Origin of the sequence: Mycobacterium sp. (assembly GCF_035640695.1) — a bacterium.
Classification (GTDB): domain Bacteria; phylum Actinomycetota; class Actinomycetes; order Mycobacteriales; family Mycobacteriaceae; genus Mycobacterium.
The window spans coordinates 1-26663 of sequence record NZ_DASQVQ010000092.1; the positions used below are offsets into that span (position 1 = coordinate 1).

Sequence of the window (26663 nt, forward strand, 5' to 3'; positions counted from 1 at the left end):
CGGCAAGATTCCGGTCGACATCGAACAGTTCGCCAAGGACGCGCCGCCGCAATGCGGCTGGATATTCGAGGAAACGAAGACGTTCGGTGCCGATGTCGAGGGATTCCACAAGACGACGTTTCAGAATCCGCCCAGGGGCGGCTTGATCTCGGAGGGTGCGGCGGCCTATCGCGACAAATCCGTGGCACGGCGCGCGTTCGAGGATCTGGTCAAGCTGGTCGACGGATGCGGCTCGACCTCGTCCGGGCCGATATTCGTCGGCGACTGGACGGCCGGCACGGATTCGCTGCGCACACGTCACGGCGGGTGCGGCCGTGACTACCGGCTGAAGTCGGTCGTCCTCGTCGAGGTGACGTTCTGCGCGTTTCCAAGCTCGGTGCCAGAAATCGTGCTGGCCAACATGTTGGCCAAAGTGCCCGGCTAGGCGGTCGCCGTTATCGTGGCGCTGCCGAGCACCTCGTCGCCGTCGATGTCCGGCCGGTAGAGCACCATCGTCTGCCCCGGCGCCACGCCGCGCAGCGGAGTGCGCAGTCGCGCGTGAAGCATGCCAGTGTCCAATTCGGCTGCCGCAGCGGCGGTTCCGCCGTGTGCGCGCACCTGCACTACACATTCCAGCGGACCCTCCGGGGCGGTGCCGCGGGTGAAGACGGGACGCTCACCGGTGATCGACCACACGTCGAGCTCGGACGCATCTCCGACGGTCACCGTTGCGGTGTCGGCGTCGATCGCGGTGACGTAGCGCGGGCGACCGTCTGGACCGGGGCCCGCGATGCCGAGTCCCTTGCGCTGGCCGATGGTAAATCCATGGATGCCAGCATGTTCGGCGAGCACCGTGCCGCCGGAGTCGACGACCGTGCCGCGCCGAACGCCGATGCGCGAGCCGAGGAAGGCGCGGGTGTCGCCGGAAGGAATGAAGCAGATGTCGTGGCTGTCGGGCTTGTCGGCGACTGCGAGCCCGCGCCGCGCCGCCTCCGCGCGGATCTGCGGCTTGGCGGTATCACCGATCGGAAACAGCGCGCGGCGCAGCTGCTCGGCGGTCAGCACGGCGAGCACATAGGACTGGTCTTTGTCGCGATCGACCGCGCGGCGCAACCGGCCGTCGCAAAGCCGGGCGTAGTGGCCGGTGGCCACGGCGTCGAAGCCCAACGCCAACGCGCGAGAAGCCAACGCGGAGAATTTGATCCGCTCATTGCAGCGCACACAGGGGTTGGGGGTGTGCCCGCGCCGATACGACGACACGAAGTCGTCGATCACATCGCCTGTGAAACGGTCGGCGAAATCCCATACATAAAAGGGGATTCCGAGCACGTCGGCAACTCGGCGGGCGTCACCGGCGTCCTCCTTCGAGCAGCAGCCGCGCGATCCGGTGCGCAGTGTTCCCGGCACCGACGACAGCGCCAGGTGGACGCCGACGACGTCGTGGCCCGCGTCGACCATGCGCGCCGCGGCCACCGACGAATCCACGCCGCCGCTCATCGCGGCCAGTACACGCATCAGCGCGACACCCCCGCACTGGCCAGCGCCGCCTGACGCGCCCGCGCCACCGCACCGGGCAATACGTTCAACACCGCGTCGACGTCCGCATCGACGCTGGTGCGGCCCAACGACAGTCGCAGCGACCCGCGCGCGGTGGCCGGGTCGGCGCCCATCGCAATCAGCACATGAGAGGGCTGCGCGACGCCCGACGTGCAGGCCGAACCGGTCGAGCATTCGATGCCGTTGGCATCCAACAGCATCAAAAGCGAGTCACCCTCGCAGCCGGAGAACGTGAAATGCGCATTGCCGGGTAGTCGCCGTTCGCCGTGCGCCCCGTTGAGGTGCGCGTCGTCCACCCGGCTCAGGATCCCGTCGATGAGCCGGTCCCGCAGCGCCCGCAGGCTCGCGCTGTGTGTCGCGAGCCCGTCGACCGCGAGCCGGGTGGCCACCGCCATCCCGACCGCACCTGCGACATCGACTGTGCCGGAACGGACGTCGCGTTCCTGCCCGCCGCCGTGCAGCAGCGGCACGCAGGCGGTGTCCCGGCGCAGCACCAACGCGCCGACACCGGTGGGACCGCCGAACTTGTGGGCGGCGACGCTCATCGCCGACAGGCCGCTCGAGGTGAAGCCGACCGGCAGCTGGCCGATCGCCTGGATCGCGTCGCTGTGCATCGGCACGTCGAATTCGGCGGCGATGGCGGCCAACTCGGCGATCGGCATGATCGTGCCGACCTCGTTGTTTGCCCACATCACCGACACCAGCGCGATGTCGTCGTGCTCCCGCAGCGCGTCGCGCAACGCGGCCGGCGACACCGAACCGTCGCCGTCGGTGGGCAGCCAGGTCACCTCGGCGCCCTCGTGCTCGGCCAGCCACGCCACGGTGTCCAGCACGGCGTGGTGCTCGACCGCGCTGGTCACGATCCGCCGGCGGCGCGGCTCCGCGTCGCGGCGGGCCCAGTAGATGCCCTTGATCGCGAGGTTGTCACTGTCGGTCCCGCCCGCGGTGAAGATCACCTCCGACGGCCGGGCGCCCAGCTTGTCGGCGATGGTTTCGCGGGATTCCTCCAGCTTGCGCCGCGCGGCGCGACCGGTGGTGTGCAGCGACGACGCGTTGCCGACCGTCGCGAGCACGGCCGTCATCGCCTCGATGGCAGCGGGATGCATCGGGGTCGTTGCGGCGTGGTCGAGATACACCGAGCGGGCGGCACTCATGACCCGTCAAGGATAGCCGCCGGTCGCACGGGCTCGGTTTGCCCGCTAGGCCGCCAACGCGTCGTGGTGGTGATGATGGTGCGTGCCGGGCCCGGCGTCGCCCCACACGGCTATCTCGCAACGGCGGGAGAGGTCCCGCCGGTCCTCGCCGGGCAGTTGCAGCGCCTCGACCCGCACATGTGCGACGGTCAACCGCGCGGTCACGAGCCGGCGGAAGGACCGCACGAGCGTGTCGTCGCCGATGTAGGCCGGCATCGTCGACGGCCGGCCGTCGCGGTGGTGATAGGTCAACCGCAGCGGCTGGACCGGGCGGCCCGCGTCGATCGCCGCCTGGAAGATCGCCGGCCGGAACGGACCGAACGCAAGCCCGCACCAGGTGGTGCCTTCCGGAAACGCGATCACCGACTTCCCCGAGCGAAGCCGCTCGGCCACCGTGTGCACCACGCCGGGCAGCCGTCGCAGCTTGGCGCGCTCGATCGGAATGACGTCCATCGCGCGGGCCATCAGGCCCAGCCCCGGCCAGCGGATGAGTTCGGCCTTGGCGACGAACGCACCGTGCAGCAGCGCACCGATGACCAGCACGTCGACCCAAGACATGTGTGGGCTGACCACCAGCACGCCGGGCAGATTGCGGATCGGGCCGCCGGACTTGGTGATCCGCACACCGAGGCAGCGCAGCAGCAGGCGGCAGTACACGCGTTGCACGCGGGCCTGGCCGGGCAGTGGGATGGCCAGCAGCGGCATCCCGGGCAGCAGGAGCAGCGCCAGCAGGCATCGATACGTCGCTCGCACGACCCGGGCGGCGCGCTCGACGGCGCCGGTCACCTCGACACGCACGCAACTCTCGTCACATGATGCGCTCGGCATCCAGGCGTGCGTCATGCGGTGATCCCGTCGACCATCTCGGCGGCCGCGGCAACCGAGCGCAGGCGCTTGAGATATCGGACGTCGGCTCGCCGCTTGTCCAGCAGCGCCATGAAGTCGGCCACCCCGAAGTCCGGGTCATGCGCCGGCTCGCCGCAGACCTGCGCCCCGAGCCGCAGATAGCCGCGCATCAGCGGCGGCACGGACACCCTCGACGGCCGATCGATCTCGTCGAGCGTCTTGCCGTGCAGCACCACCGGCCGGTACGGCCGCACGCGGTAGGGCGCGGCGTGGCGGCGCAGCACGAAATCGCGCACCCCGCGAACCTGTTGTCCGGGCACGTCGCACGGCGAGGCCTGGATCGGCACCGAGACGCAGCCGGTGACGTAGTCGTAGCCGCAACGGTCGAGGTAGGCCAGGATCCCGCCCCACATCAGCAGCACGACCGCGCCGTTGCGATGGTCTTCGCGCACCACCGCGCGGCCCATCTCGACCAGCGAGGGCCGCAGCGGGTCGAGCTCGGACACGTCGAATTCGGTTGCGGTGTAAAGGCCGGCCGCGGCCGCACCGGCGGGCGGCAGCATCCGGTAGCAGCCGACCAGCTCGCCGGTATCGTCGTTGCGGACCAGCAGGTGGTCGCAGAACTCGTCGAATCGGTCGGCATCCAGGCCGGACTCCGTCGAGCCGGTCAGTGAGAAGCCGGGCTCGGAGGTGAACACGTGGTAGCGCAGTCGCTGCGCTTCTTCGATAACGGCCGGGTCGGTGGACAGCAGCAGCGTGTATCTGGGCGCCGTGCCGGACGACGCAGACGTCGCTTGATCGGCGGCGAGCAGGACAGATGCGGTGCTCATGGCGCCACGGTCGCCCAGCCGCATCTCGGGACGGCATCGTCGGCGTGACGTGTCCGTGCACGCTGAGTGACGAAATGTCGCAGCGCACGCAAAGCCCCCGACACGCCGAGCGTGCGGGGGTTTGCCGCTGGTCAGCGCGGCGCGATCAGCCCTTGCGGGCCTTGACCGCCTCGGTCAGCTGCGGCGCGACCTTGAACAGGTCGCCGACCACCCCGTAGTCGGCGATCTCGAAGATCGGGGCTTCCTCGTCCTTGTTCACCGCGATGATCGTCTTCGACGTCTGCATGCCGGCGCGGTGCTGGATCGCCCCGGAGATACCCAGCGCGATGTACAGCTGCGGCGAGACCGTCTTGCCGGTCTGGCCCACCTGGAACTGCCCCGGGTAGTAGCCGGAGTCGACGGCCGCGCGGGAGGCTCCGACCGCGGCGCCCAGCGCATCGGCCAATTCCTCGATTACGCGGAAGTTTTCGGCACTGCCGACGCCGCGGCCGCCCGACACCACAACCGAGGCCTCGGTGAGCTCCGGCCGGTCGCCGGCCACCGCGGGCTGACGTGCCGTGATCTTCGTCGCATTCTCCGGGGCGGGCACCTCGACGGTCACCTGCTCGCCTGCACCCGCCGCGGGCTCGGCATCCACCGCGCCGGGACGCACGGTGATGATCGCGGGTTCGGCGGTCACCTGGGCCTCGACGGTGAACGCGCCGCCGAAGATGGACTGCACGGTCTTGCCGCCGTCGCGGACCTCGACCACATCGGACAACAGCCCGGCGCCCAGGCGTGCGGCCAGCCGGCCCGCGATCTCCTTGCCGTCGGCGCCGGCGGCCAGCAGCACGCCGGCCGGGCTGGCCGATTCGACCAGCGACGCCAGCACGTCGACGTAGGGAGTGATCAGGTAGTCGCTGGCGGCATCGGACTCCGCGACGTAGATCTTTGCCGCGCCGGCCGCCTTGAGGTCGTTGACGAGCGGCTCGGCGGTTCCGGGCGCGCCGACCACCACGGCCGACGGCTCGCCCAACGCGCGCGCGGCGGTGATCAACTCGCCGGTGACCTTCTTCACGGCACCGTCGGCGTGCTCGACGAGCACAAGTACTTCTGCCATTGGGTACGCCTTCTCTAGATGAGCTTCTGCGAAATCAGGTACTGGGCGATCTGGTTGCCGCCCTCGCCCTCGTCGGTGACCTTCTCACCGGCGGTCTTGGGCGGCTTCGGGCTGGCCGCGAGCACCTTGGAGCCGGCATTGGCGAGGCCGACCTCGTCGCTCTCGACACCGATCTCGGCCAGCGTCAGCGTGGTGACTTCCTTTTTCTTGGCGGCCATGATGCCCTTGAACGACGGGAACCGGGGCTCGTTGATCTTCTCGTTCACGCTGACCACCGCGGGCAGCGACGCTTCGACAATGAACACGCCGTCGTCGGTTTCGCGTTCGCCGGTGACCTTGCCGCCCTCGACGGACACCTTGCGCAGGTGAGTAAGTTGCGGCAGGGCAAGGTATTCGGCAATGATCGCCGGGACCGACCCGGTGGTGCCGTCGGTGGCCTCGTTACCGGCGATGACGAGCTCGGTGCCTTCGATCGTGCCGAGCGCGCGGGCCAACACCCAGCCGGTCTGGATGGCGTCGGAGCCGTGCATGCCGTCGTCGAGCACGTGCACGGCCTTGTCGGCGCCCATCGACAACGCCTTGCGGATCGCCTCGGCGGCGCGCTGCGGCCCAGCGGTCAGCACGGTCACCGTGCTCTCGGTGCCGTCTGCGGCCTCTTTCTCCTTGATCAACAGCGCTTCTTCGACCGCGCGCTCGTTGATCTCGTCCAGCACGGCGTCGGCGGCGTCGCGGTCAAGGGTCCAGTCGCCCTCGGTGAGCTTGCGCTCCGACCATGTGTCTGGGACCTGTTTGATCAGGACCACGATGTTCGTCATGGATCTGGTTCTTCCTCCTTGAGGGGCCGGCGGCCGGCCTGAGCGAGGTGCTCGTTCCGCGGCCCACCACGGGCAATGTTACTCCCCGGTAACTTTGTGTGTTTCGCCCGTACACCATAGCTGGTATAACTTCGTGCTCTGCCCGGCCCGTTGCGTCTCCGGCTCCCCGGAGATGCGGTTACGGGTTAGCCTGCCTTGCAATGAGCGCGTTAGACGGGCTCGCCCTGACCGGCGAGCGCACGGTGCCCGGGCTGCCCGAGGAGAACTACTGGTTCCGTCGGCATGAAGTCGTCTATCGGCGTTTGGTCGGTCGTTGTGCGGGTCGCTACGTGCTGGAAGCCGGCTGCGGCGAGGGATATGGCGCCGACCTGATCGCCGGTGTGGCCAGCCGCGTGCTGGGCGTGGATTACGACGAGCCGACCGTCGCACACGTGCGGGCCCGCTATCCGCGGGTCGAAGTGCGCCACGCCAACCTGGCCGCGTTGCCGCTGCCCGACGCCGCGGTCGATGTGGTGGTCAACTTTCAGGTCATCGAACACCTGTGGGATCAGCCGCAGTTCGTCGCCGAATGCGCGCGGGTGCTGCGGCCGGCGGGGCTGCTGATGGTCGCCACGCCCAACCGCGAAACCTTCTCTGGAGGCCGGGACACCCCGATCAACCCGTTTCACACGCGCGAGCTGAACGCCGCCGAACTCACCGAACTGTTGGAAGACGGCGGCTTTTCGGTGTCGGCGGTCAGCGGGGTGTTCCACGGCCCGCGGTTGGCGGCCCTCGACGCCAAGCACGGCGGGTCGATCATCGACGCCCAGATCCGCCGCGCGCTGGCCGGCGCGCCGTGGCCGGCCGAACTGCTCTCCGACGTCGCGTCGGTCACGGTCGACGACTTCGAGATCGTGGATTGCAAAGGACCCGATTGCAAAGGAGCCGACGGCCGGGATATCGATGCGAGCCTCGACCTGGTGGCAATCGCGGTGCGCCCGTGACCAATTCAGAGCCCGTGCCCGGACTGTTCACGCTCGTCTTGCACACGCACCTGCCGTGGCTGGCCCATCACGGCCGCTGGCCGGTGGGCGAGGAGTGGCTGTACCAGTCGTGGTCGGCGGCCTATCTGCCGCTGATGCGCGTGCTGCGGAAGCTGGCCGCCGAGGACCACGGCCGGCTCATCACCCTGGGCGTCACGCCGGTGGTGGCCGCGCAGCTCGACGACCCGTACTGCCTCGACGGCATGCACCATTGGCTGGCCAACTGGCAGCTGCGCGCGCTCGAGGCCACGACGTTGCCGGAGCCGTTGCGCTCCTTTGGGATTCGCGAGTACGACGAAGCCGGCGTGGTGCTACACGATTTCGCGACGCTGTGGCGGCACGGCGCCACCCCGCTGCTGCGCGAACTGATCGACACCGGCACCATCGAGCTGCTCGGCGGCCCGCTGGCCCACCCGTTCCAGCCACTGCTTCATCCCCGGCTGCGAGAATTCACCCTGGTCGAGGGTCTGGCCGACGCGCAGCAGCGGTTCGGCCACGCGCCGGCGGGCGTCTGGGCGCCCGAGTGCGCGTACGCGCCGGGGATGGAACGCGACTACGCCGCCGCGGGCGTCGGGCACTTCATGGTCGACGGTCCGGCGCTGCACGGCGACACGGCGCTGGGGCGGCCGGTGAGCGACTCCGAGGTGATCGCGTTCGGCCGCGACCTTCAGGTCAGTTACCGGGTGTGGTCACCGAAATCGGGCTACCCGGGCCATCCGGCCTACCGCGACTTTCACACCTACGACCACGACACCGGCCTTAAGCCGGCCCGTGTCACCGGACGCAACGTGCCGTCCGACCAGAAGGCCCCGTACGACCCCGAGCGGGCCAATCGGGCGGTCGACGCGCACGTCGCCGACTTCGTCGACGTGGTGCGCAGGCGGCTCGGCACGGAAAGTCACCGCATCGGCAGGCCGGCCCACGTCATCGCCGCGTTCGACACCGAGTTGTTCGGCCACTGGTGGTACGAGGGCCCGCTATGGCTGGAGCGGGTGCTGCGGGCACTGCCTGCGGCCGGGATTCGGGTGGGCACGCTCGGCGACGCGATCGAGGGCGGTTTCGTCGGCGAACGCGTCGAACTGCCGCCCAGCTCTTGGGGGTCGGGCAAGGACTGGCAGGTTTGGGCCGGCGATCAGGTCGCCGATCTGGTGCAGCTCAACGTCGAGGTCGTCGACACCGCATTGTCCACCGTCGACAAGGCACTGGAACAAACCAACGCGCCGCATGCCCGCGACTTCGTTGCCGACCAGATCCTGCGCGAAACACTGCTGACGGTGTCCAGCGACTGGCCGTTCATGGTCAGCAAGGACACCGCCGCCGACTATGCCCGGTACCGGGCTCACCTGCACGCGCACGCCACCCGCGAAATCGCCGGCACGCTGGCCTCGGGCCATCGCGACGCCGCCCAGCGGCTGGCCGACGGATGGAACCGGGCCGACGGGCTGTTCGGCGCGCTGGACGCCAGAAGGCTGCCGCGATGAAAGTGCTGATGGTGTCGTGGGAGTACCCCCCGGTGGTGATCGGCGGCCTGGGCAGGCACGTCCATCAGCTCGCCACCGCGCTGGCGGCGGCCGGGCACGAGGTGGTAGTGCTGAGCCGCCGTCCGTCGAACACCGATCCGAGCACACACCCGTCGACCGACGAGATCAGCGCCGGCGTGCGGGTGGTCGCCGCCGCGCAGGACCCGCACGAGTTCGACTTCGGCCGCGACATGATGGCCTGGACGCTGGCGATGGGCCATTCGATGATCCGGGCCGGACTTTCGTTGCGCGGCAATGGCCGTCGATCCCGGCCATGGCGACCGGACGTGGTGCACGCCCACGACTGGCTGGTCGCGCACCCGGCCATCGCGCTGGCCGAATGCTACGACGTGCCAATCGTTTCCACGATGCACGCCACCGAGGCGGGACGGCATTCGGGCTGGGTCAGTGGCCCGATCAGCCGGCAGGTGCATGCCGTCGAATCCTGGCTCGTTCGCGAATCCGACTCGCTGATCACGTGTTCGGCGTCGATGCGCGATGAGATCACCGAATTGTTCGGCCCTGGCCTTGCCGAGATCCGCGTCATCCGCAACGGCATCGACGCCGGGCGCTGGCCGTTCGCGATGCGGCGGCCGCGGCACGGGCCGCCGCGGCTGGTGTACGTGGGACGGCTGGAGTACGAGAAGGGAATTCAGGACGCGATCGCGGCGCTGCCGCGGATCAGGCGCACACATCCCGGTACCACGCTGACAATCGCCGGCGAAGGCACCCAACTGGACTGGCTGATCGAGCAATGTCGCCGCCACCGGGCGCTGAAGGGCACGAATTTCGTTGGCCACCTCGGCCATTCCGAGCTCGTGGCGCTGCTGCACCAGGCCGACGCGATCGTGTTGCCGAGTCACTATGAGCCGTTCGGCATCGTCGCGCTCGAGGCGGCGGCAACAGGCACACCGCTGGTCACCTCGACCGCGGGAGGCCTCGGCGAGGCGGTGATCGACGGGCACACCGGCGTGTCGTTCGCGCCGCACGATGTCGCGGGCATCGCCGCGGCGGTCCGCATGGTTCTCGATGATGCGGCCCTGGCACAGCGCATGGCGATCGCCGCGCGCGGCCGACTGACCTGCGAATTCTCCTGGCAGACGGTGGCCGACGAGACCGCCCAGGTGTATCTGGCGGCAAAGCGCCGCGAGCGGGAGCCGCTGGCACGGCCGGTCATCGTCGAGCGGGCGCTGCCCGACCGGGCGCAGTAATGGTTCGATCGGCATCGAACTACCCCGCGCCTAGCGTCGAGGCATGGACTCGAAAAGGTTCAACCTCGGCACGATTCTGACCCTGATCGCGGCCTACCTCGGACTTTTCGTCGGCCTGATCGACGCCAACGCGATCAACCTGGCGCTGCCGGCCATTCGGGCCGACCTCGGCGGCGGCATCTCCGGCGCGCAGTGGACCATCGACGCCTACAACGTCACCTTCGCCGCTGTGATGCTGACGTCGGGGTCGCTCGGCGACCGGTTCGGCAGACGCACCGTGCTGCGTGCCGGTCTGGTCACCTTCGTCGCCGCGTCGCTGATTTGTGCCGCGGCGCCGTCGATTGCGATGCTGCTGGCCGCGCGCGCACTGCAAGGCATCGGCGCCGGGCTGATGCTGCCGCAGGGCCTGGCCATCGCGGCGGCCGCGGCCACCGACGCCGTCGAACGCGCAAGGGCAACCGCGGCGTGGGCCATCGCGGCCGCGCTGAGCACAGCGATCGGGCCGATTTTCGGCGGCGTGCTGACCGATTCGCTGGGCTGGCGCTACATCTTCTGGCTCAACGCGCCGGTCGGGGCGATCGCGCTGGTGATGTCATACCGCTATCTGCCGGAATCGCGCGATCCGGACGCGGCGGGCATCGACGTGCCGGGGCAGACGCTCGCGATCCTCGGGCTCGGCACGTTGACGATCGTGTTGGTCCAGGGCCGCACGATGGCGGTGCCATTGACCTGCACCCTGGCCGTTGTCGCGGTGCTGTGCATCGCCGGGTTCTTCTTGACCCAGCGTCGGGTGGCGCATCCGATGCTGCCGCTGGACCTGTTGCGCAGTCGCCGACTGGTGGTCGCACTGATCGCAACGTTCACGATGACGTTCGGCATCTACGGAATGCTGATGGTGAACAGCTTCGCATTCCAACAGCAGCGCGGCGCCAGCGCGCTGGCCACCGCGGTCCAGTTCGTGCCGATGCCATTGACATACCTGGTGTTGATCCCCGTGGTGAACGTGCTCGCACACCGGACCGGGCCCAGGCTGCCGATGACCGCCGGGCTGGCGCTGATGGCCACCGGCATGCTGCTCTACGCGGCCGCCGGACCACAGGCCAGCCTGTGGATGCTGGAGCCGGCCTTCGTGCTGGCCGGCGCCGGGCTGGCGCTCAACACCGCACCCGCGGTCGGTCTGGCGCTGTCCGCCGTGCCGGTGCGGCGCTCCGGGCTGGCGGCCGGCGTGGTGAACCTGGCACGGCTGGTCGGCATCACGATCGGAGTCGCCGTCCTGGGCACGGTCATGGCGATCGACGGGGTCCGCGTGACGATGATGGTGGGCGGACTCGTGGAATTGACCGGCGCGGTGGTCGCTTTCGCCGGCGCCCGCGAGCCGGCGGCCGTGTCAACGTCGCCGGCGACGAAGGAGGCCTGTCATGCGTGACATCGCGGAATTGCCATCCGGCGGCGACGCCGACATCGCGGCGCTCGGCTCACTGATCGCCGACCCCGCCCGGTGCAAGGTGCTGCTCGCGCTTGACGACGGACGCGCGTTGCCGGCCAGCGTCCTCGCCGACGAGGCCGGGGTAAGCCGGCCCACCGCCAGCAGCCATCTGACCAAACTGACCGATGCAGGGCTGCTTACCGTCGAGCGGCACGGCAGGCACCGCTACTACCGGCTGGCCGGCCCCGATGTCGGCGAGCTGCTGGAACAGCTGGTGCGCCTGGCGCCGGCGCGGCCGGTGCGCTCGCTGCGGGAGGGTACGTCGGCGGCGCGGCTGCGAAACGCCCGCACCTGCTACGACCACTTGGCGGGCCGGTTGGGTGTCGAGATCATGACCAGCCTGCTCGAGCGTGGCGTACTGACAGGTGGCGACGGCCGCTACGACCCGGCGCGCGACGCGCGCGACGCGTTGAGCAGGCCCGGCCACGACGTCCGCTACCAGCTCACCGACACCGGGCGGGTATTCCTCACCGAGATCGGTGTCGAGTTGCCTTCCGGCAGAAGGCCGTTGGTGCGCTACTGCATCGACTGGAGTGAGCAACGCCACCACGTCGGCGGGGCGTTGGGCCGGGCGATTCTGGACCGGTTCGTCGAAGCGCGATGGGTCAAGCGGGTGCCACGGGGTCGCGCGGTGACGGTAACCGACGACGGCCGCAGCGCGCTGGCCGACTGGTTCGGCATCGATTGGCGCCGCTAACCGCTCAGCGCGCGGCCTTCTTGCGCTCGATGTCGGCCAGCGCCGCGGCCAGCGCCGCCCGCTCGGCGGCCGACGTTTCCCACGCCAGCTTTCGATTCTTGACCACCCTTGCCGGTGCGCCGACCGCGATCGAATAGTCGGGGATGTCGCCCTTGACCACCGCGTGTGAGCCGAGCACACATCCCCTGCCGACCGTGGTGCCGCGGAGCACGGTGACCTTGGCCGCGACCCAGGTGTCCGGCCCGATCCGCACCGGGCTTTTGAGGATGCCCTGGTCCTTGATCGGCATGTTGATGTCATCCATCCGGTGGTCGAAGTCGCACACGTAGCACCAGTCCGCCATCAGCACCGAATCGCCCAGCTCGATGTCCAGGTAGGCGTTGATGACGTTGTCGCGACCGAGCACCACCTTGTCGCCGAAACGCAGCGAGCCCTCGTGCGCGCGGATCGTGTTCTTGTCGCCGATGTGCACCCAGCGGCCGATCTCCAGCTGGGCGAGCTCAGGCGTGCAATGGATCTCGACGCCCTTGCCGAGGAACACCATTCCTCGGGTGATGATGTGCGGGTTTTGCAGCTTGAACTTCAGCAAGCGCCAGTACCGCACCAGATACCACGATGTCCAGGCACGATTGGCCAGCACCCACTTCAGCGAGGCAACGGTGAGAAACTTGGCCTGCCGAGGATCGCGCAGTCGCGAGCCGCGCCACCGCTTATGAATCGGCGCGCCCCACATGGTCGTCATGGCCGGAAAGCCTACGCGAGCCGCGGTGCTGGCTGGCCGGTCACTACGCTGCTGCCCGCCGTGACGGCCCCGGGTTACCCTCACGTGGGCCCAGACACCCGCGGAGAAAGGACGACGTGTTCCGGCGACCGATCGTGGCGGCGACAACGGCGCTTTTCATCGGTGCTTTCATCGGTGCGCTGGCGGGCTGCGGGGACACCGACAGCTGGGTGCAGGCCTCGGCGGCCGAGGGCTGGTCGGCCGAATACGCCGACGCCGCCAACAGCAGCTACACCGCGATGGCGGGCGCAGCGGCGCTGAAGCTGCAGTGGACCAGACCGGTCAAGGGCAGCCTTTTCGCCACGCCGGCATTGGGCGCCGGTGGTGCGAGCAACTACCTGGCGGTCAACGGCCAAACGGCAACCGGCTGTTCGCTGATGGTGTGGGAGAACGACAACAACGGCCGGCAACGCTGGTGCACCAGGCTGGTGCTGGGCGGCGGTTTCGCCAGCCCGCTGTTCGACCAATTCGACAACGTGTACATCGGCCAGCCGGGCACGATGCTGTCTTATCCGCCGACGCAGTGGGTGCGCTGGCGACTGCCGGTGATCGGCATGCCGCAAACCCCGCGGCTGCTCGGCGACGGCCAGCTGCTGGTTCTGACGCACCTGGGTCAGGCGCAGGTCGTCGACGCCCATCGCGGCACCACGGTGGGTTCGCCGATCGACTTGGTGCTCGGCATCGACCCGCGCGATCCCAACCGCGGCCTGACCGACTGCCAACCGCAGCGCCCGGCGTGCCCGGTGGCCACCGCCCCGGCGTACACCAAGTCGACGCGCATGATCGTGACGGGCTTGTGGCCGCCCGGCGCGAAGGCGCCGGTGCTGACGGCACTCCAATACCATGCCGGCCAGACGCCGCCGCTGACCCAGGAATGGACCAGCGACGCGGTGAGCTCCGGCGTGATCGGCAGCCCGGTGTTCTCCGCCGACGGCTCGACGCTTTACGTCAACAGCCGGGACGGCAAGCTGTGGGCCGTCAACGGCGCCAACGGTCGGCCGAAGTGGTCTGTACCTCTTGGTTTCACGCCACCCACGCCACCGTCGGTGGCGCCCGGCGGGCGCATTGTGGCCGGCGGCGGCCCGGACGCGAAGCTGGTCTCGGTGCACGACTCCGGCGACCACGGCGAGGTCGCCTGGCGCCGCGACGACGTTACCCCGTTGTCCGCGTCGGGTCAGGCCGGTGCGCACGCCGCGTATGCGGTCGTGCGCGACGGCGACAACGGCCAGGCGTTGCTGGTATTCGACCCGGCCGATGGGCGAACGATCAACCGCTATCCGCTGCCGAACGCCACCGGCTGGTCGGTTGGGGTGGCGATCGGCCAAGACCGGCGTGTGGTCGCCGCGACCAGCGACGGCCAGGTGTACAGTTTCACGCCCGCCTAGCCGTGACCGAGCGCGCTTAGCCGCGACTGAGCGGCTCCAAATACCATGTCCGCCAGACTATTTCGGTGAGGGCCTCGGCGATTTGGTCGTCGAGGTGGGGCGGGGCGTATCGCACCAGCTGATGGCAGGTCCGCTCGACCATCCATGTCAACGCGGTTGCGGTTTCCAGGCTGCGTACCGGCGCGGCAACTCCGGCGGCGATGGCGCGATCGAGGGCGACCGCGCCGTCCGCGCCGATGCCACCGAGGATGTTGCGGTACGTTTCGGCGACCACGCTGTCGTAGCTCGCCAGCTCGTTCGCCGCGGTGATCACGGCCTGGTGCCGGCGGTAGGCCGCGATGATTTCGCGAATCGCCCGGCGTGCGGCGTCTGGGTCCCGCCGTTCCGAGACGTCCCACCACAGGCGCGCGGCCCGCGACAGCTCGTCGAACACCTGGCGCGTCAGCTTCAGGAGGAGTTGCCGCTTGTCCTCGAAATAGATGTAGAAGGTGGCGCGCGAGATGCCCGCCGTGCTTGCCAGCCGGTCCACGCTGAGCTCGGTGAACGCGAAACCGTCGGCCATCAGCCGCTCGGTGGCCGCCAGCAGCTGTTGCTCGATCTCGGCGCGCCGGCGGGCACGCGTCGACTCCGTCCTGCGGGTCACCGACGGCACGGTTCCCTCCTCTCATCGCAGGTACCTGACCGGGCAGACGAATAGTCTAAACCTGGCTAGACGAATAGTTTAGACATAGTGTCTTGACAGTGTGTGACCACCGTCATAGTGTGCTGCCATGACGGCGATGGCCCCGATGAAGTACCCCTACGACGAGATCGACGTGTCCTCCCGGGCATTTTGGTCGGCGACGGCCACGGAGCGCGAGCGACGGTTCGCGATCCTGCGCGCCCGGCGACCGGTGTCGTGGCACCCGCCCGCCGAGGGCGTGATGGTGCAAGACCCCGACGACCCGGGGTTCTGGGCGGTCGTGCGGCACGCCGACATCGTGCACGTCAGCCGGCACAACGATGTGTTCGTCTCCGGGCAGGGCGTGATGTTTCAGAACGTACCGCCGGAGCTGCTGGAGGCCTCGCAGTCGTTTTTGGCGATGGATCCGCCCCGGCACGACAAGATCCGCAAGTTGGTCAGTGCCGCGTTCACGCCCAGGCAGATCCGCCGGATCGAAGACCAGATCAGCGCCGACGCCGGGGCCATCGTGTCCGAACTCGCGAACGCCGGCAGCGGGGTGGACTTCGTCGCGCACTGCGCCAGCCAGCTGCCGCTGCGCACGCTCTCGCACATGATGGGCATCCCCGACGAGGATGCGGTGCCGGTGATGCAGAACGCTGAGGCGCTGGTGTCGGCCGATGATCCGATCTACCTGAACGGTCGGGAGACGATGGCGGTCTTGTTCGAGTCCGCCGCGAACCTGCACGCGATCGCCTCGGAGCTGGCGGCCCGGCGGCGCAGCGCTCCGCGGGATGACCTGATGACGAACCTGGTGCAGGCGGAGATCGACGGTGAGCGGCTCACCGACGCCGAGATCGCGGCGTTCTTTGTGCTGTTGGCCGTCGCCGGAAATGACACCACCCGGCAAACCACCAGCCACGCGCTGGCGGGGCTCACCGAGTTTCCCGCGCAACGACAGTGGCTGCTCGCCGACTTCGACAACCGGATCGGCAGCGCGGTCGAGGAATTCGTGCGCTGGGCGACGCCGGTGATGACCTTCCGGCGCACGGCCGTGGCCGACACCGAGCTGGCCGGACAGCCGATTGCCGCCGGCGAGAAGGTCGTGATGTTCTATTCGTCGGGCAACCGGGACGCCGACGTGTTCGCGGAGCCGGGCTCGTTCGACCTAAGCCGCCACCCGAATCCGCACGTCGGCTTCGGCGGCGGCGGAGTGCACTACTGCCTGGGCGCGGGAGTGGCACGAACTCAGCTGCGCGCGATCTTCCGCGAGCTGCTGCACCGGCTCCCCGACATCGAGGCCGGCGATCCGGACCTGTTGGCAGGCAACTTCATTCACGCCGTGCGCGCCATGCCATGCACGTTCACCAGGTAGCCGATCACGGGGGTGGTGGCGCGGCCAGCAAACCGGCGATGGCGTCGCGCGGCACGTGGGCGATGTTGGAGCCCGCCGACGACGGCAGCAGTTCGCCGTCGCTGAAGAAGAAAATCAACTCGGTGTCGGTGACGGCGAAGTTCTGGTAGTGCGATGGGTCCAGCCCGTCGCCGGGCGAGATCGCCGCTGCGCCGCCCGCCGGGCGCTCCAGCTCGCGCCGGACGATCGGGTAGATGACGTCCAGCGGCTTGGTGCCAGGCTTGAACAGGGTGTCGAACGTGATCGGGTGGCGCGCGCCAAGGTCGTAGTTGAACGCCTTGTACCAGGTCACCGGGCGCGGGCCACCGACCTGCTGGAAGATCTTCAACACGACCGATTGGGTGCCCTGCGGCGGGCGCCCGCTGTGGTACTCGTCGGACTCGATCGCCAACTGGTAGGGCAGGTTGCCCGAGCCGGGCATTTGGGAGACGTTGACGAACCCGTCGCGGGTCTTGGTCAAGTAGTCCGTCAAGGCCTGGGAGTCGGGGTAATCGACCGGATAGCGGATATCGAGGGTGTACATGTCGGTCGCGGCATGGATGCGGCAGGCACCGGCATCGACCGTGCCCCCCAGATCGGCGCACTGTGGTTGCGCCCACGCCGGGGCCACGTCGAGCCACAACGTCAGCCAACCGGCCGCCAATAGTACGGCCGTCTTAAAGAATCGCATCGACCGCGAGCCTACCCAGGGCGTCCCCGCGACGGTCGGCAAATGAACGCGGTTGCCCGCGACGCGCCACCGGCGCCGATGCGGGTGATCACCACCGACATTTGCTGTGAGCCGCCCAACCGCAGCCGGGGCCGCAACTGGGCCGGATCCACGTTGACGCCGCGTACCAGGATTTCGACCGCCCCACAATCCAGAGCGGCCAATGCCTGACGCAATCGCCGCTCACCGAACGGCATTCGCTCGATCACCTCGAAGCCCCGGACACCGGCGGGCAGCCCGTCCCCGGACAGATAGGCGATGTTCGGGTCGAGTTGCCAGAGCCCGTGGCGCGCCGCGTAGTGGCGAACAAGGCCCGCGCGCACAACCGCGCCATCCGGGTCGACGATCCACCGGCCCGCGTCGCGCACCCGGCAGTCGGCGGACTCGAGGTCGGTGATCTGTTCGACGGCGCCGTCACCGCGCAGCACCGTGGCACGCCGCGCCACGCCGCGCTCGGCCAGCCCCGCCGACCACAGGCATGCCTCACGCACGTCACCGGCCAGCGACGTGAGCTCGATCTCCCCGATGAACCCGAGTCGGCGCAGCTGGTCGAAATCGATTCCCGGAGAGCATTTCACGACGAGATCGCGGTCGCGATAGATGGCCAACAGCTGGTCCAGCGGCGGGTCATAATCCCTGGGGTCGAAACGGCGCCGGCCTGCCCTTCGGCGCGACGGGTCGGCCAGCACCACCGCGTCACGGGTGATCGGGCGCAGCGCGTCGGCACGACACAGCGCAACATCGGGCACGTTGTGCCGAGCCATCGCGAGCCGGACCTGATCCAGGTCGCTGCCCAACAGGCCGGCGGTGGTCAGCCGCAGCGCGGCCAGCTCCGCGCCGATCGAACAGGTGACATCGTGCACGACGAGACCGGAGAGTCGGCGCGCGCGGTGCCGAGCCACCTCGGTGGCCGTCGCCTGTTGCAGCGCGTCGGCGGTGAACAGCCAGTCGTCGGCATCCGCGAGCTTGGCTCGCGCCTTGCGCCGCAGTAACACCGTTTCCACCAGCGCGGCCGCTCGATCACCGAAACACCTTCGCGCCAAGGCGATGTCACCGACGACGGTGGCGTCGGACAACGCGTACCCGTCGACCTCACGCAGCTGCTCGGCCGCCGCCGTCGACCGCAGATACTCGACGTCGTCGCCGCCGAACGTTACGACGGTTTGACCCCGGTCACCATGACGTTGTAGTACCAGGACTTCGGCACCAGGTGCCGCAGCACGTTGTCGTCGACCCAGCCCAGCGTGGTCCAGCTGGTGAACGCGAATTTGGCCCAGTTCCAGCCAAGCCGGTCCGGCGGCACCGCCGCCTCGAAGGTGCGCAGCGGCCAGCCCAGCATCGCCGCGCTGAATTCCGTTGTGGCGGACCGTATCTCGACCGCACCGGCATTAGCCGCCTTCCGTTCCAGGTCGGCGGGGTCGAACGTGTGCAGGTCGACGATGGCCTCAAGTGCCGCCGCCCGCGACGACTCGTCGAGCTCGGCCTGGGGCCGGCGCCAACCGGTCAGCCCGGGCAGCCGCGTCGCGTTGGTCACGATCCGCCAGGTCAGCGTCGACAGCGCACGGGCATAACGGTTGCCCACCGTGGTCGGCTCCCCGGCGAACACCAATCGCCCGCCGGGTTTCAGCACCCGCACCACCTCGCGCAGGGAAAGCTCGACGTCGGGAATGTGGTGCAGCACCGCGTGGCCCACTACCAGGTCGAAGGTGGCGTCGTCATACGGGATGCCCTCGGCGTCGGCGACCCTGCCGTCGATCTGCAGGCCCAACGATTCGCCGTTGCGGGTGGCGACCTTGACCATGCCCGGTGACAGGTCGGTCACCGAGCCGCGGCGCGCCACGCCGGCCTGAACCAGGTTCAGCAGGAAGAAGCCGCTGCCGCAGCCGAGCTCCAGTGCGTGGTCATACGGCAGGTCCGCATCGGGCACGATGGCGTCGAACAGATCGCGGGCGTAGTCCACACACCGCTTGTCGTAGGAGATCGACCACTTGTCGTCGTAGTTCTCGGCCTCCCAGTCGTGGTAGAGCACCTGCGCCAGCTTGCTGTCGTGGCGGGCGGCCTCGACCTGTTCGGCAGTCGCGTGCGGCGTCGGAGGCGGGTCGCCGGCAACATCAGAGCCCCGAGCCGGGTCGCCGGCGGCATCAGGATTCAGGGTGGGACCCTCCTTGGTTCCGGTCATAATCGGGCAGCCTAGTGGCCGGCCTGCTCGGCACCGTCATTCGGGACGCACTGCCGGTGCGCGCGGGAAGACCTCGACGTAGAGCCGGCGCTCGTGCTCCACCGCGTCGGCCAGTGGCCGCTCGGCTCCGCCGTCGATTGCGGCCTTTGCCGCCGCCAGCGCGTCCGAGGGTCCGCCGACGAACCGAGCGGCCCAGTCCGCCGCGGCGTCGTAGACGTTGTCGGGTGCCACCATCTCGTCGAGTAGCCCGATGGCCAGCGCCTCCTCGGCGTCGACGAATCGCCCGCTGAACACGAGATCCTTGGTCCTGCTCGGGCCGATCGCCCGCAGCAGCCGCTGGGTGCCGCCGCCGCTGGGAATCATGCCGGCCAGGATGTCGGTGCTGCCCAGCTTCGCATTGTCGCCGCTGACCCGCCGGTCGGCGGCCAAGGCCAGGCTCAGTCCGCTGCCCAGCGCGTAACCGGTGACGGCGGCGACTGTCGGTTTCGGAATCGCGGCCAGCGCATCGATCGCGGCCTGGCGCAGCTGCGCGGCCAGGTCGGCCTGAGCCGCGGTCAACGTGCGCAGCTCGTCGAGCTCGTCGCCGGCGGAAAAGATCTCATGACTGCCGAACAGGATCACCGCCCCGATGTCGTCGCGCGCACCGACCTCGGCGGCCGCGGCGATGATCTCGCGATAGGCCTGCCGGGTCAGCGCGTTGGCGGGCGGCCGGGACAGCACAATCGTGCCGATGCCGGGCCGATTGTCGTCGACGTGGACGCTGACGAACTCGTTCATGACCACGGCCGCCCACGCCGGGCCCGCTCGTAACGTTCAGAGTCGAAGAAGTCGATACTCCAATTGCCTTCGGTGCCAATGACTTCGGTGTGCATGGCAACGATTTCGCGCTCGACGGCCAGGATCTCGTCGACGGTGCCGCCGAATTGAGTCAGCGTGTCCAGCTGCGTCCAGGTGGGCGGCAGCAGGAAGCTGCGGCCGGCGGTGAAGTCCTCGATCGCCGCCGCCGGTGTCGCCCAACCGGCCGCCGCGGCTTCGCTTGTTTGGCCGTCGGCGTGCTGGCCGTGCGGCAGGGCGGCGACGAAGAAGTAGGTGTCGTAGCGGCGGCGGTGACCCTTGGCCGGGGTGACCCAGTTCGCCCACGGCCGCAGCAGATCGGCGCGTAACACCAGTCGCTCGCGCCGCAGAAAGTCGCTGAACGACAGTGCCCTGCTGGCCAATTCGGCGCGCGCGCCGTGATAGACGCTTGCGTCGCCGACGATCGCTGTGCCGCCATCGGCCGGTCCGGCCAGCAGCACCCCGCACTCCTCAAAGGTCTCGCGAGCGGCGGTGCACACCAACGCCAACGCCAGATCCTCGTCGACGCCCATCCGGTGGCCCCACCATGCCGGTTCCGGGCCGGTCCAGTCGAGGTCGGCGTTGCGATCACGGTCGTCGACGCCGCCGCCCGGGAAAACCGTCGTGCCGGGCGCGAACTCCATGCCCGAATGGCGTTGCAGCAGGAAGACTTTCAAGCCGACTGAGGTGTCCCGCAGCAGCATCACGGTGGCGGCAGGCCGCGGCGTCATCGGTGTCTCGGTCATGGGTGTCTCGGTCATGCGCGGGCCCGATGTGCGGCACGGACGCGCATGCGCCGGGCGAAGTAGCGTCCGTCGATGTAATCCAGGGCGATCGACTGGCCGAACGCCTTGGACAGGTTCTCGGCGGTCAGCACCTCCGGCAGCAGCCCGGCGGCCACCGTGGTGCCCTCGGACAAGATCAGGCAGTGGCTGAATCCCTCCGGGATCTCCTCGACGTGGTGAGTGACCAGCACGAGCGCGGGGGCATCGGGATCGGCCGCCAGGTCGGCCAGCCGCGCGACCAGCTCCTCGCGGCCGCCCAGGTCCAGCCCGGCGGCCGGCTCGTCGAGCAGCAGCAGCTCGGGGTCGGTCATCAGCGACCGGGCGATCAGCACGCGTTTGCGTTCACCCTCCGACAGGGTCTCATAGGTGCGATCGGCAAGGTGTTCGGCGCCAACGCTTTCCAGCATGTCGATGGCCTGGGCGATGTCGACGTCGTCGTAGTGCTCGCGCCAGCGGCCCAGCACCGCGTACCCGGCCGACAGTACGAGGTCGCGAACCACCTCGCCGTCGGGCACCCGTTGCGACAACGCGGAGGAACTCAGGCCGACCCGCGAGCGCAGCTCGGACATGTCCACCCGGCCGAGCCGCTCCCCCAGCACATAGGCCGTGCCGGTCGACGGATACTCCATCGCGGCGGCGATGCGCAGCAGCGACGTCTTGCCTGCGCCGTTGGGGCCGATCACCACCCAGCGCTCGTCGAGCTCGACCTGCCAGGTCACGGGTCCGACCAGCAGCTGCCCGCTGCGCCGCAGCGAAACCGTGGAAAAGTCGATCAGCAGGTCCGGGTCGGTGACGTCCTGTCGCTGCTCGGCCACTCGACCATCGTGCCGTATTCGGGAGCCGACGGGGCTTGCGGGTCGGGGGCGGGCGTGGCCGCGTCGGTGATGGCGGTGAAGGCCCAGCCGCTGCGGGCGACGATTCGGCCTGGCGTCATCCGCAGGATGAGCTGCACGAGCGGGCCGATGCCGAATGCGTAGACGACCGTGCCGATTCCGACGGTGCCGCCGAGCAGCCAACCCGCCGCCAACACGGTGGCCTCGATCGCGGTGCGGACAAGCCGAACCGACCGGCCGGTGCGCGCGACCAGGCCGGTCATCAGGCCATCGCGCGGGCCCGGCCCGAGTCCGGCCCCGACGTAGAGCACCGTGCTGCACGCGTTGAGGAGCACGCCGCCGAGCATCAGCGCGACCCGCAGCGGCGCAGACACCGGCGCGGGCAACACCTGCAGCCCGGCGTCCACGGTGATCGCAATCACGACGATGTTGGCGCCCGTGCCGATGCCCGGTCGGTTGCGCAGCGGAATCCACGCCAGCAACACCGCGACACCGACCACCCCGGACGCGAGCCCGAAAGTGATCCCGGTGTGCCGGGCCAGACCCTGATGTAACACGTCCCACGGATCCAGACCCAGCCCGCCGCGCACCATCATCGCCATCGAGAAGCCGTAGCCGCTCAGCCCCAGCAACAGTGCGGCGCCGCGGACCGCCGCGCGGCCCATCCGGTGCACGACCACTACGCGCGGTCGGGAAAGTGCACCCGGATCGCGTCCAGCTCGCTGCGGATCCGTCGCAGGTCGGCGTCGCGGTCGGGATCCTCGGCCGGGTACTTGGCGGGGTACTTGGCGGGGTACTTGGCGGCGTACTTGGCGGGGCCCGACGCGGTGAACAGGGTGACATACCCCCGCATCAGTCGGGAGGTCCAATCCGTCCTCATATTCCGATCGTCGGCCCTGAGTGGCTTGTCTATCAATAGCCAGTTGACCCATACTGGCATGCAATGTCGATCGATATGACCGCACGCGCGCTCGACGTGGATCTCCTGGCTCGCGAGCTCGGCAACTGGCGCACGTCCAGCCGCAGCGGGCCGGTCTACCAGGGGCTGGCCGACGGCATCCGGATGCTGATCATCGACGGGCGTCTGCCGGTCGGCGCGCGGCTGCCCAGCGAGCGGGCGCTGGCCGACACGTTGCGGGTGTCGCGCACCACGGTGACCGCCGCCTACGCGCAACTACGCGACGACGGCTATCTGAACGCGCGCCGCGGCGCGCGGAGCACCACCGCCCTGCCGGTCGCGCCCAGCGGCACCGCCGAGGCGCCGGCACCGGCGACGGTCAATCTTGCCGCCGCGGCAATGTCGGCCCCAGCGGCGGCGGTGCGCGCGGCGTTCACCGAGGCGGCCGGTCAGCTGACGGGCTACCTGCACCAGACCGGAATCGAACTCACCGGGATCGGTCCGCTGCGGGCGGCCATCGCCGAAAGGTACTGCGCGCGAGGCCTTCCCACCGACGCAGACGAAGTCATGGTGACCAGCGGCGCGCTGCACGCGATCGGCTTGATCCTGGCGACCTACACCCAACCCGGCGACCGGGTGCTCGTCGAGCAGCCCAGCTACCACGGCGCGCTCGCGGCCATCGCCACCGCCGGCGCGCGACCGGTGCCGGCGGCGATGACGGAGTACGGCTGGGAACTCGACGCGGTGCACGCCGCGGTGCGTCAACTGGCGCCGAGCCTGGCCTACCTCATCCCCGACAATCACAACCCGACCGGGCTGACCATGCCCGCTTCCGCGCGCAAGCAGATGGCGCGCATCATCGCCGAGACACGGACACGCACCATCGTTGACGAGACGATGACCGACGTGTGGCTGGACGAGCCGGTGCCGCCACCGGTGGCCGCGGCGATGACGGCGCGCCGAGACCTGATGCTGACGGTCGGCTCGATGTCCAAGTCGTTCTGGGGCGGCCTGCGGATCGGCTGGATCCGCGCCGAGCGCAGCACACTCGCGACGATCGCGGCGCTGCGCCCGTCGGTCGACATGGGCACCGCGATCGTCGAACAACTTGCCGCGGCAACGCTTCTCGGCGTCGCCGACGAGGTGCTGGCGGAACGTCGCGACATCTTGCGGGCCCGCCGCACACTGCTGGTGTCACTGCTGCGCGAACAGCTTCCGGATTGGCACCCGGGCCCCGGCTACGGCGGCATGTCGTTGTGGGTGGCGCTGCCCGCGCCGATGAGCTCGGCGCTGTCGGCTTCGGCTTCTCGGCTCGGGCTCGACGTGCCGGCCGGTCCGAGGTTCGGCGTCGACGGCACGCTGGAGCGCTTTCTGCGAATTCCGTACACGCTGCCCGAGGAGCAGCTCCGGGAGGCGGTGGACTTGCTGGCCCGCGCCTGGCGTGCGGTCACCGGTGCGGTGGCGCCGCCGGAGCCGAGTGCCGTGGTGGTCTAGCCACTGGGCCCGCCAACTCCGCGAGCTCGTCGAGTTAGCGACAATCGATTCGGCTTTGCCGTCAGTCGGGCGGGATCTCCACGCGGCGCAGCACGCCGTCGAGCGCGTCGGCGTGTTCGATCTCGCCGCGGGTGATGCCGAGTATGAACAACACGGTGTCCAGGTACGGGTAGGTCAGCGACGCGTCGGCCACCTCACGCAGCGCGGGCTTGGCATTGAATGCGACGCCCAGACCGGCCGCAGCGAGCATGTCGATGTCATTGGCGCCGTCGCCGACGGCCACGGTCTGCTCCAGCGGAACCCCGGCCTGGTTCGCAAAGTCGCGCAGCGCCTTGGCCTTTCCGGCACGGTCGATGATCGGCCCGACGAGGCGGCCGGTGAGCCGGCCATCGACGATCTCCAGCTGGTTGGCCGCGACGAAGTCGAGCATCAGCTCGTGGGCGAGCGGCTCGATGATCTGGCGGAAGCCGCCGGAGACGACGCCGCAGTGAAAACCCAACCGGCGCAACGTCCGCAACGTGGTGCGTGCCCCTGGCGTCAGCTCGAGTTGGTCGGCCACCTCGTCGAGCACGCTGGCCGGCATGCCCTTGAGGGTGGCGACCCGCTGCCGCAGCGCCTCGGCGAAATCGATCTCGCCGCGCATCGCCGCTTCGGTGATCGCCGCGACGGCGTCGTGCGACCCGACCCGGGCCGCCAGCATCTCGATCGCCTCACCCTGGATCAGCGTGGAGTCGACGTCAAAGACGATGAGCCGCTTGGCCCGTCGCTCCAGGCTGAAGTCCTCCAGCGCGACGTCGACACGCTCGGCCATCGCCACCCGGGCCAGCGCGGTCTGCAGCTGCTCGGTCACGTCCGCGGGCACCGAGACCCGCAGCTCCAGGCCGGTGACGGGGTAGTCGGAGACGCCGCGGATGAAGTCGATGTTGACGCCGAGCGTGGCGATGTCGCGGGCCAGCGCGCTGAAGGCCCGTGCGGTAACCGGCCGGCCCAGCACCACGATGGTGTGGCTGGACGGTGGCCGGATGACCGACAGGTCGCCGCTGCGCTCGATCGACACCTCGAGGCCCTCGGCGTGGATCGCGTCGCGCACCTGGTCGTCCAGCGAGGTGGTGCCTGCCACGTCGGGCGAGCAGGCCACCAGCACGCCGAGCGTCAACCGGCCGCGGATCACCACCTGTTCGACGTTGAGCAGCTCCACGTCGTGGCGCGACAACACCTCGAACAGCGCCGATGTCACACCGGGCCGGTCGACACCGGTCACCGTGATCAGGATCGACACTTTGCGCCCGGCTCCCCCGCCGGTGTTCGGCGTGCTCACCCCAGATTGCCGCCGCGCGGGCCCATCAGCCTGTTCCCGTTCCGACCTCGGCGTGACGGCCGATGTGGGATTCGCGGCGCATGCGTTCGATCATGTGCGGGTAGTGCAGCTCGAACGCGGGGCGCTCGGAGCGGATGCGCGGCAGCTCGGTGAAGTTGTGCCGCGGCGGCGGACAGCTGGTCGCCCACTCCAGGGAATTGCCGTAACCCCATGGATCGTCCACCACAACCGGCTCGCCGTAGCGCCAGCTCTTAAACACATTCCAGGTGAACGGCAGGATGGAAACGCCGAGGATGAACGCCCCGATCGTGGACACGACGTTGAGCGCGGTGAAGCCGTCGGTGGGCAGATAGTCCGCGTACCGGCGCGGCATGCCCTTGTCGCCGAGCCAGTGCTGGACCAGGAACGTGGTGTGGAAGCCGATGAACGTCAGCCAGAAGTGCAGCTTGCCGAGGCGCTCATCCAGCAGCCGGCCGGTCATCTTCGGGAACCAGAAGTACACCCCGGCGTAGGTCGCGAACACGATGGTGCCGAACAACACGTAATGGAAGTGCGCCACAACGAAATACGAGTCGGTGACGTGGAAGTCGATGGGCGGGCTGGCCAGCAGCACACCGGACAGACCACCGAGCAGGAAGGTGATCAGGAAGCCCACCGAGAACAGCATCGGTGTCTCAAAGGTCAACTGGCCCTTCCACATCGTGCCGATCCAGTTGAAGAACTTGATGCCCGTGGGCACCGCGATCAGGAACGTCATGAACGAGAAGAACGGCAGCAGAACGGCTCCGGTGGCGTACATGTGGTGAGCCCACACCGCGACCGACAAAGCGGCGATCGACAGCGTCGCGTAGATCAGCGTCGTGTAGCCGAAGATCGGCTTGCGGGAGAACACCGGGAAGATCTCGGTGACGATGCCGAAGAACGGCAACGCGATGATGTACACCTCGGGGTGGCCGAAGAACCAGAACAGGTGCTGCCACAACAACACACCGCCGTTGGCCGGGTCGTAGATGTGCGCGCCGAGGTGGCGGTCGGCGGCCAGGCCGAACAATGCGGCGGTCAGCAGCGGGAAGGCGAGCAGCACCAGGATCGAGGTCACCAGGATGTTCCAGGTGAA

The 26663-nt window shown here is 69.1% G+C and carries 27 protein-coding genes; 9 read left to right on the forward strand and 18 right to left on the reverse strand.

Translation table 11 applies throughout. From position 1 onward, the window contains the following. On the forward strand, positions 1-424 hold a 424-nt coding region (locus VE759_RS11150; RefSeq protein WP_324931783.1), incomplete at its 5' end, for a sensor domain-containing protein. On the opposite strand, the gene mnmA is transcribed toward VE759_RS11150, so the two are convergent. From mnmA to VE759_RS11180, 6 genes are all read right to left on the reverse strand, one after another. Then, positions 421-1494 (reverse strand): tRNA 2-thiouridine(34) synthase MnmA, encoded by a 1074-nt coding sequence (gene mnmA / locus VE759_RS11155; RefSeq protein WP_324931786.1) that lies wholly within the window; start codon positions 1492-1494, stop codon positions 421-423. The genes VE759_RS11150 and mnmA overlap by 4 nt on opposite strands. After that, positions 1494-2690 (reverse strand): cysteine desulfurase family protein, encoded by a 1197-nt coding sequence (locus VE759_RS11160; protein ID WP_324931789.1) that lies wholly within the window; start codon positions 2688-2690, stop codon positions 1494-1496. The genes mnmA and VE759_RS11160 overlap by 1 nt, the downstream gene beginning before the upstream one ends. A 45-nt stretch (positions 2691-2735) precedes the next feature. After that, entirely contained in the window at positions 2736-3572 is an 837-nt protein-coding gene (locus tag VE759_RS11165; RefSeq protein ID WP_324931792.1) for a lysophospholipid acyltransferase family protein, read from the reverse strand. Further along, positions 3569-4405 (reverse strand): GNAT family N-acetyltransferase, encoded by an 837-nt coding sequence (locus VE759_RS11170; RefSeq protein ID WP_324931795.1) that lies wholly within the window; start codon positions 4403-4405, stop codon positions 3569-3571. Before VE759_RS11170 ends, VE759_RS11165 begins: the two co-directional genes overlap by 4 nt. Before the next feature lie 145 nt (positions 4406-4550). Further along, positions 4551-5504 (reverse strand): electron transfer flavoprotein subunit alpha/FixB family protein, encoded by a 954-nt coding sequence (locus tag VE759_RS11175; RefSeq protein WP_324931798.1) that lies wholly within the window; start codon positions 5502-5504, stop codon positions 4551-4553. Positions 5505-5518: 14 nt separating this feature from the next. Beyond that, complete coding sequence (locus VE759_RS11180) at positions 5519-6319, reverse strand: electron transfer flavoprotein subunit beta/FixA family protein (protein ID WP_324931801.1); 801 nt, start codon at positions 6317-6319, stop codon at positions 5519-5521. A gap of 200 nt (positions 6320-6519) precedes the next feature. Here VE759_RS11180 and VE759_RS11185 point away from each other — a divergent pair, with 200 nt between their 5' ends. The 5 genes from VE759_RS11185 to VE759_RS11205 are packed head-to-tail and all read left to right on the forward strand — an operon-like array spanning position 6520 to position 12255. Next, positions 6520-7302, forward strand: a complete 783-nt coding sequence (locus VE759_RS11185; protein ID WP_324931803.1) for a class I SAM-dependent methyltransferase — start codon at positions 6520-6522, stop codon at positions 7300-7302. Next, positions 7299-8822 carry a glycoside hydrolase family 57 protein gene (locus VE759_RS11190; RefSeq protein ID WP_324931806.1) on the forward strand — a complete coding sequence of 508 codons (1524 nt, stop codon included), beginning with the start codon at positions 7299-7301 and terminating at the stop codon, positions 8820-8822. Before VE759_RS11185 ends, VE759_RS11190 begins: the two co-directional genes overlap by 4 nt. Continuing rightward, complete coding sequence (locus tag VE759_RS11195) at positions 8819-10072, forward strand: glycosyltransferase family 4 protein (RefSeq protein ID WP_324931809.1); 1254 nt, start codon at positions 8819-8821, stop codon at positions 10070-10072. The genes VE759_RS11190 and VE759_RS11195 overlap by 4 nt, the downstream gene beginning before the upstream one ends. A gap of 43 nt (positions 10073-10115) precedes the next feature. After that, positions 10116-11498 (forward strand): MFS transporter, encoded by a 1383-nt coding sequence (locus VE759_RS11200; RefSeq protein WP_324931811.1) that lies wholly within the window; start codon positions 10116-10118, stop codon positions 11496-11498. Then, a complete protein-coding gene (locus VE759_RS11205; protein WP_324931815.1) occupies positions 11491-12255 on the forward strand; it encodes a metalloregulator ArsR/SmtB family transcription factor in 765 nt (254 codons plus the stop codon). Before VE759_RS11200 ends, VE759_RS11205 begins: the two co-directional genes overlap by 8 nt. A gap of 4 nt (positions 12256-12259) precedes the next feature. Here VE759_RS11205 and VE759_RS11210 read toward each other — a convergent pair whose 3' ends face one another. Beyond that, positions 12260-12997 (reverse strand): acyltransferase, encoded by a 738-nt coding sequence (locus tag VE759_RS11210; RefSeq protein ID WP_324931818.1) that lies wholly within the window; start codon positions 12995-12997, stop codon positions 12260-12262. Between the two features lie 116 nt (positions 12998-13113). Here VE759_RS11210 and VE759_RS11215 point away from each other — a divergent pair, with 116 nt between their 5' ends. Next, on the forward strand, positions 13114-14421 hold the full coding sequence (locus VE759_RS11215) for a PQQ-binding-like beta-propeller repeat protein (RefSeq protein ID WP_324931821.1): 1308 nt from the start codon (positions 13114-13116) through the stop codon (positions 14419-14421). A gap of 16 nt (positions 14422-14437) precedes the next feature. On the opposite strand, the gene VE759_RS11220 is transcribed toward VE759_RS11215, so the two are convergent. Then, positions 14438-15073, reverse strand: a complete 636-nt coding sequence (locus tag VE759_RS11220) for a TetR/AcrR family transcriptional regulator (protein ID WP_324931824.1) — start codon at positions 15071-15073, stop codon at positions 14438-14440. 118 nt (positions 15074-15191) lie between these two features. On the opposite strand from VE759_RS11220, the gene VE759_RS11225 reads away from it, so the two are divergent. Further along, positions 15192-16457, forward strand: coding sequence for a cytochrome P450 (locus VE759_RS11225; protein WP_324931828.1), 1266 nt, complete (start codon positions 15192-15194; stop codon positions 16455-16457). 4 nt (positions 16458-16461) lie between these two features. Here VE759_RS11225 and VE759_RS11230 read toward each other — a convergent pair whose 3' ends face one another. From VE759_RS11230 to VE759_RS11265, 8 genes are read right to left on the reverse strand one after another with little or no spacing between them, the layout of a single operon-like run. Beyond that, on the reverse strand, positions 16462-17166 hold the full coding sequence (locus VE759_RS11230) for an esterase (protein WP_324931831.1): 705 nt from the start codon (positions 17164-17166) through the stop codon (positions 16462-16464). Positions 17167-17177: 11 nt separating this feature from the next. Then, on the reverse strand, positions 17178-18401 hold the full coding sequence (locus VE759_RS11235; RefSeq protein WP_324931854.1) for a THUMP-like domain-containing protein: 1224 nt from the start codon (positions 18399-18401) through the stop codon (positions 17178-17180). Then, positions 18359-19384, reverse strand: coding sequence for a class I SAM-dependent methyltransferase (locus VE759_RS11240; RefSeq protein ID WP_324931835.1), 1026 nt, complete (start codon positions 19382-19384; stop codon positions 18359-18361). The genes VE759_RS11235 and VE759_RS11240 overlap by 43 nt, the downstream gene beginning before the upstream one ends. Positions 19385-19420: 36 nt before the next feature. Then, positions 19421-20161: an enoyl-CoA hydratase gene (locus VE759_RS11245; RefSeq protein WP_324931838.1), complete on the reverse strand. Its 741-nt coding sequence runs from the start codon at positions 20159-20161 to the stop codon at positions 19421-19423. Then, complete coding sequence (locus tag VE759_RS11250; protein WP_324931841.1) at positions 20158-20964, reverse strand: NUDIX hydrolase; 807 nt, start codon at positions 20962-20964, stop codon at positions 20158-20160. The genes VE759_RS11245 and VE759_RS11250 overlap by 4 nt, the downstream gene beginning before the upstream one ends. A gap of 11 nt (positions 20965-20975) precedes the next feature. Continuing rightward, positions 20976-21836, reverse strand: coding sequence for an ABC transporter ATP-binding protein (locus VE759_RS11255; protein ID WP_324931857.1), 861 nt, complete (start codon positions 21834-21836; stop codon positions 20976-20978). Beyond that, on the reverse strand, positions 21776-22501 hold the full coding sequence (locus VE759_RS11260; RefSeq protein ID WP_324931843.1) for a hypothetical protein: 726 nt from the start codon (positions 22499-22501) through the stop codon (positions 21776-21778). Before VE759_RS11260 ends, VE759_RS11255 begins: the two co-directional genes overlap by 61 nt. A 14-nt stretch (positions 22502-22515) precedes the next feature. Further along, on the reverse strand, positions 22516-22716 hold the full coding sequence (locus tag VE759_RS11265; protein WP_324931846.1) for a hypothetical protein: 201 nt from the start codon (positions 22714-22716) through the stop codon (positions 22516-22518). 75 nt (positions 22717-22791) lie between these two features. Here VE759_RS11265 and VE759_RS11270 point away from each other — a divergent pair, with 75 nt between their 5' ends. Next, on the forward strand, positions 22792-24228 hold the full coding sequence (locus VE759_RS11270; RefSeq protein ID WP_324931860.1) for a PLP-dependent aminotransferase family protein: 1437 nt from the start codon (positions 22792-22794) through the stop codon (positions 24226-24228). Positions 24229-24289: 61 nt separating this feature from the next. Here the strand turns inward: VE759_RS11270 and serB are convergent, their stop codons facing one another. Both serB and VE759_RS11280 read right to left on the reverse strand, forming a co-directional pair. After that, entirely contained in the window at positions 24290-25546 is a 1257-nt protein-coding gene (serB, locus tag VE759_RS11275; protein ID WP_324931848.1) for a phosphoserine phosphatase SerB, read from the reverse strand. Positions 25547-25571: 25 nt separating this feature from the next. Further along, positions 25572-26663 (reverse strand): cbb3-type cytochrome c oxidase subunit I (locus VE759_RS11280; RefSeq protein ID WP_324931851.1); only part of this gene is annotated, 1092 nt, incomplete at its 5' end.

Bases quoted from the DNA above. Each gene is read 5' to 3' on its own strand.
- VE759_RS11170 (WP_324931795.1), bottom strand. From the start codon at position 4,405: ATGAGCACCGCATCTGTCCTGCTCGCCGCCGATCAAGCGACGTCTGCG.
- VE759_RS11270 (WP_324931860.1), top strand. From the start codon at position 22,792: ATGACCGCACGCGCGCTCGACGTGGATCTCCTGGCTCGCGAGCTCGGC.
- VE759_RS11185 (WP_324931803.1), top strand. From the start codon at position 6,520: ATGAGCGCGTTAGACGGGCTCGCCCTGACCGGCGAGCGCACGGTGCCC.
- VE759_RS11200 (WP_324931811.1), top strand. From the start codon at position 10,116: ATGGACTCGAAAAGGTTCAACCTCGGCACGATTCTGACCCTGATCGCG.
- VE759_RS11210 (WP_324931818.1), bottom strand. From the start codon at position 12,997: ATGACGACCATGTGGGGCGCGCCGATTCATAAGCGGTGGCGCGGCTCG.
- VE759_RS11240 (WP_324931835.1), bottom strand. From the start codon at position 19,384: ATGACCGGAACCAAGGAGGGTCCCACCCTGAATCCTGATGCCGCCGGC.
- VE759_RS11160 (WP_324931789.1), bottom strand. From the start codon at position 2,690: ATGAGTGCCGCCCGCTCGGTGTATCTCGACCACGCCGCAACGACCCCG.
- VE759_RS11265 (WP_324931846.1), bottom strand. From the start codon at position 22,716: ATGAGGACGGATTGGACCTCCCGACTGATGCGGGGGTATGTCACCCTG.
- VE759_RS11225 (WP_324931828.1), top strand. From the start codon at position 15,192: ATGACGGCGATGGCCCCGATGAAGTACCCCTACGACGAGATCGACGTG.
- VE759_RS11205 (WP_324931815.1), top strand. From the start codon at position 11,491: ATGCGTGACATCGCGGAATTGCCATCCGGCGGCGACGCCGACATCGCG.
- VE759_RS11165 (WP_324931792.1), bottom strand. From the start codon at position 3,572: ATGACGCACGCCTGGATGCCGAGCGCATCATGTGACGAGAGTTGCGTG.
- VE759_RS11250 (WP_324931841.1), bottom strand. From the start codon at position 20,964: ATGACCGAGACACCGATGACGCCGCGGCCTGCCGCCACCGTGATGCTG.
- VE759_RS11260 (WP_324931843.1), bottom strand. From the start codon at position 22,501: ATGGGCCGCGCGGCGGTCCGCGGCGCCGCACTGTTGCTGGGGCTGAGC.
- VE759_RS11230 (WP_324931831.1), bottom strand. From the start codon at position 17,166: ATGCGATTCTTTAAGACGGCCGTACTATTGGCGGCCGGTTGGCTGACG.
- VE759_RS11245 (WP_324931838.1), bottom strand. From the start codon at position 20,161: ATGAACGAGTTCGTCAGCGTCCACGTCGACGACAATCGGCCCGGCATC.
- VE759_RS11175 (WP_324931798.1), bottom strand. From the start codon at position 5,504: ATGGCAGAAGTACTTGTGCTCGTCGAGCACGCCGACGGTGCCGTGAAG.
- VE759_RS11180 (WP_324931801.1), bottom strand. From the start codon at position 6,319: ATGACGAACATCGTGGTCCTGATCAAACAGGTCCCAGACACATGGTCG.
- mnmA (WP_324931786.1), bottom strand. From the start codon at position 1,494: ATGCGTGTACTGGCCGCGATGAGCGGCGGCGTGGATTCGTCGGTGGCC.
- VE759_RS11195 (WP_324931809.1), top strand. From the start codon at position 8,819: ATGAAAGTGCTGATGGTGTCGTGGGAGTACCCCCCGGTGGTGATCGGC.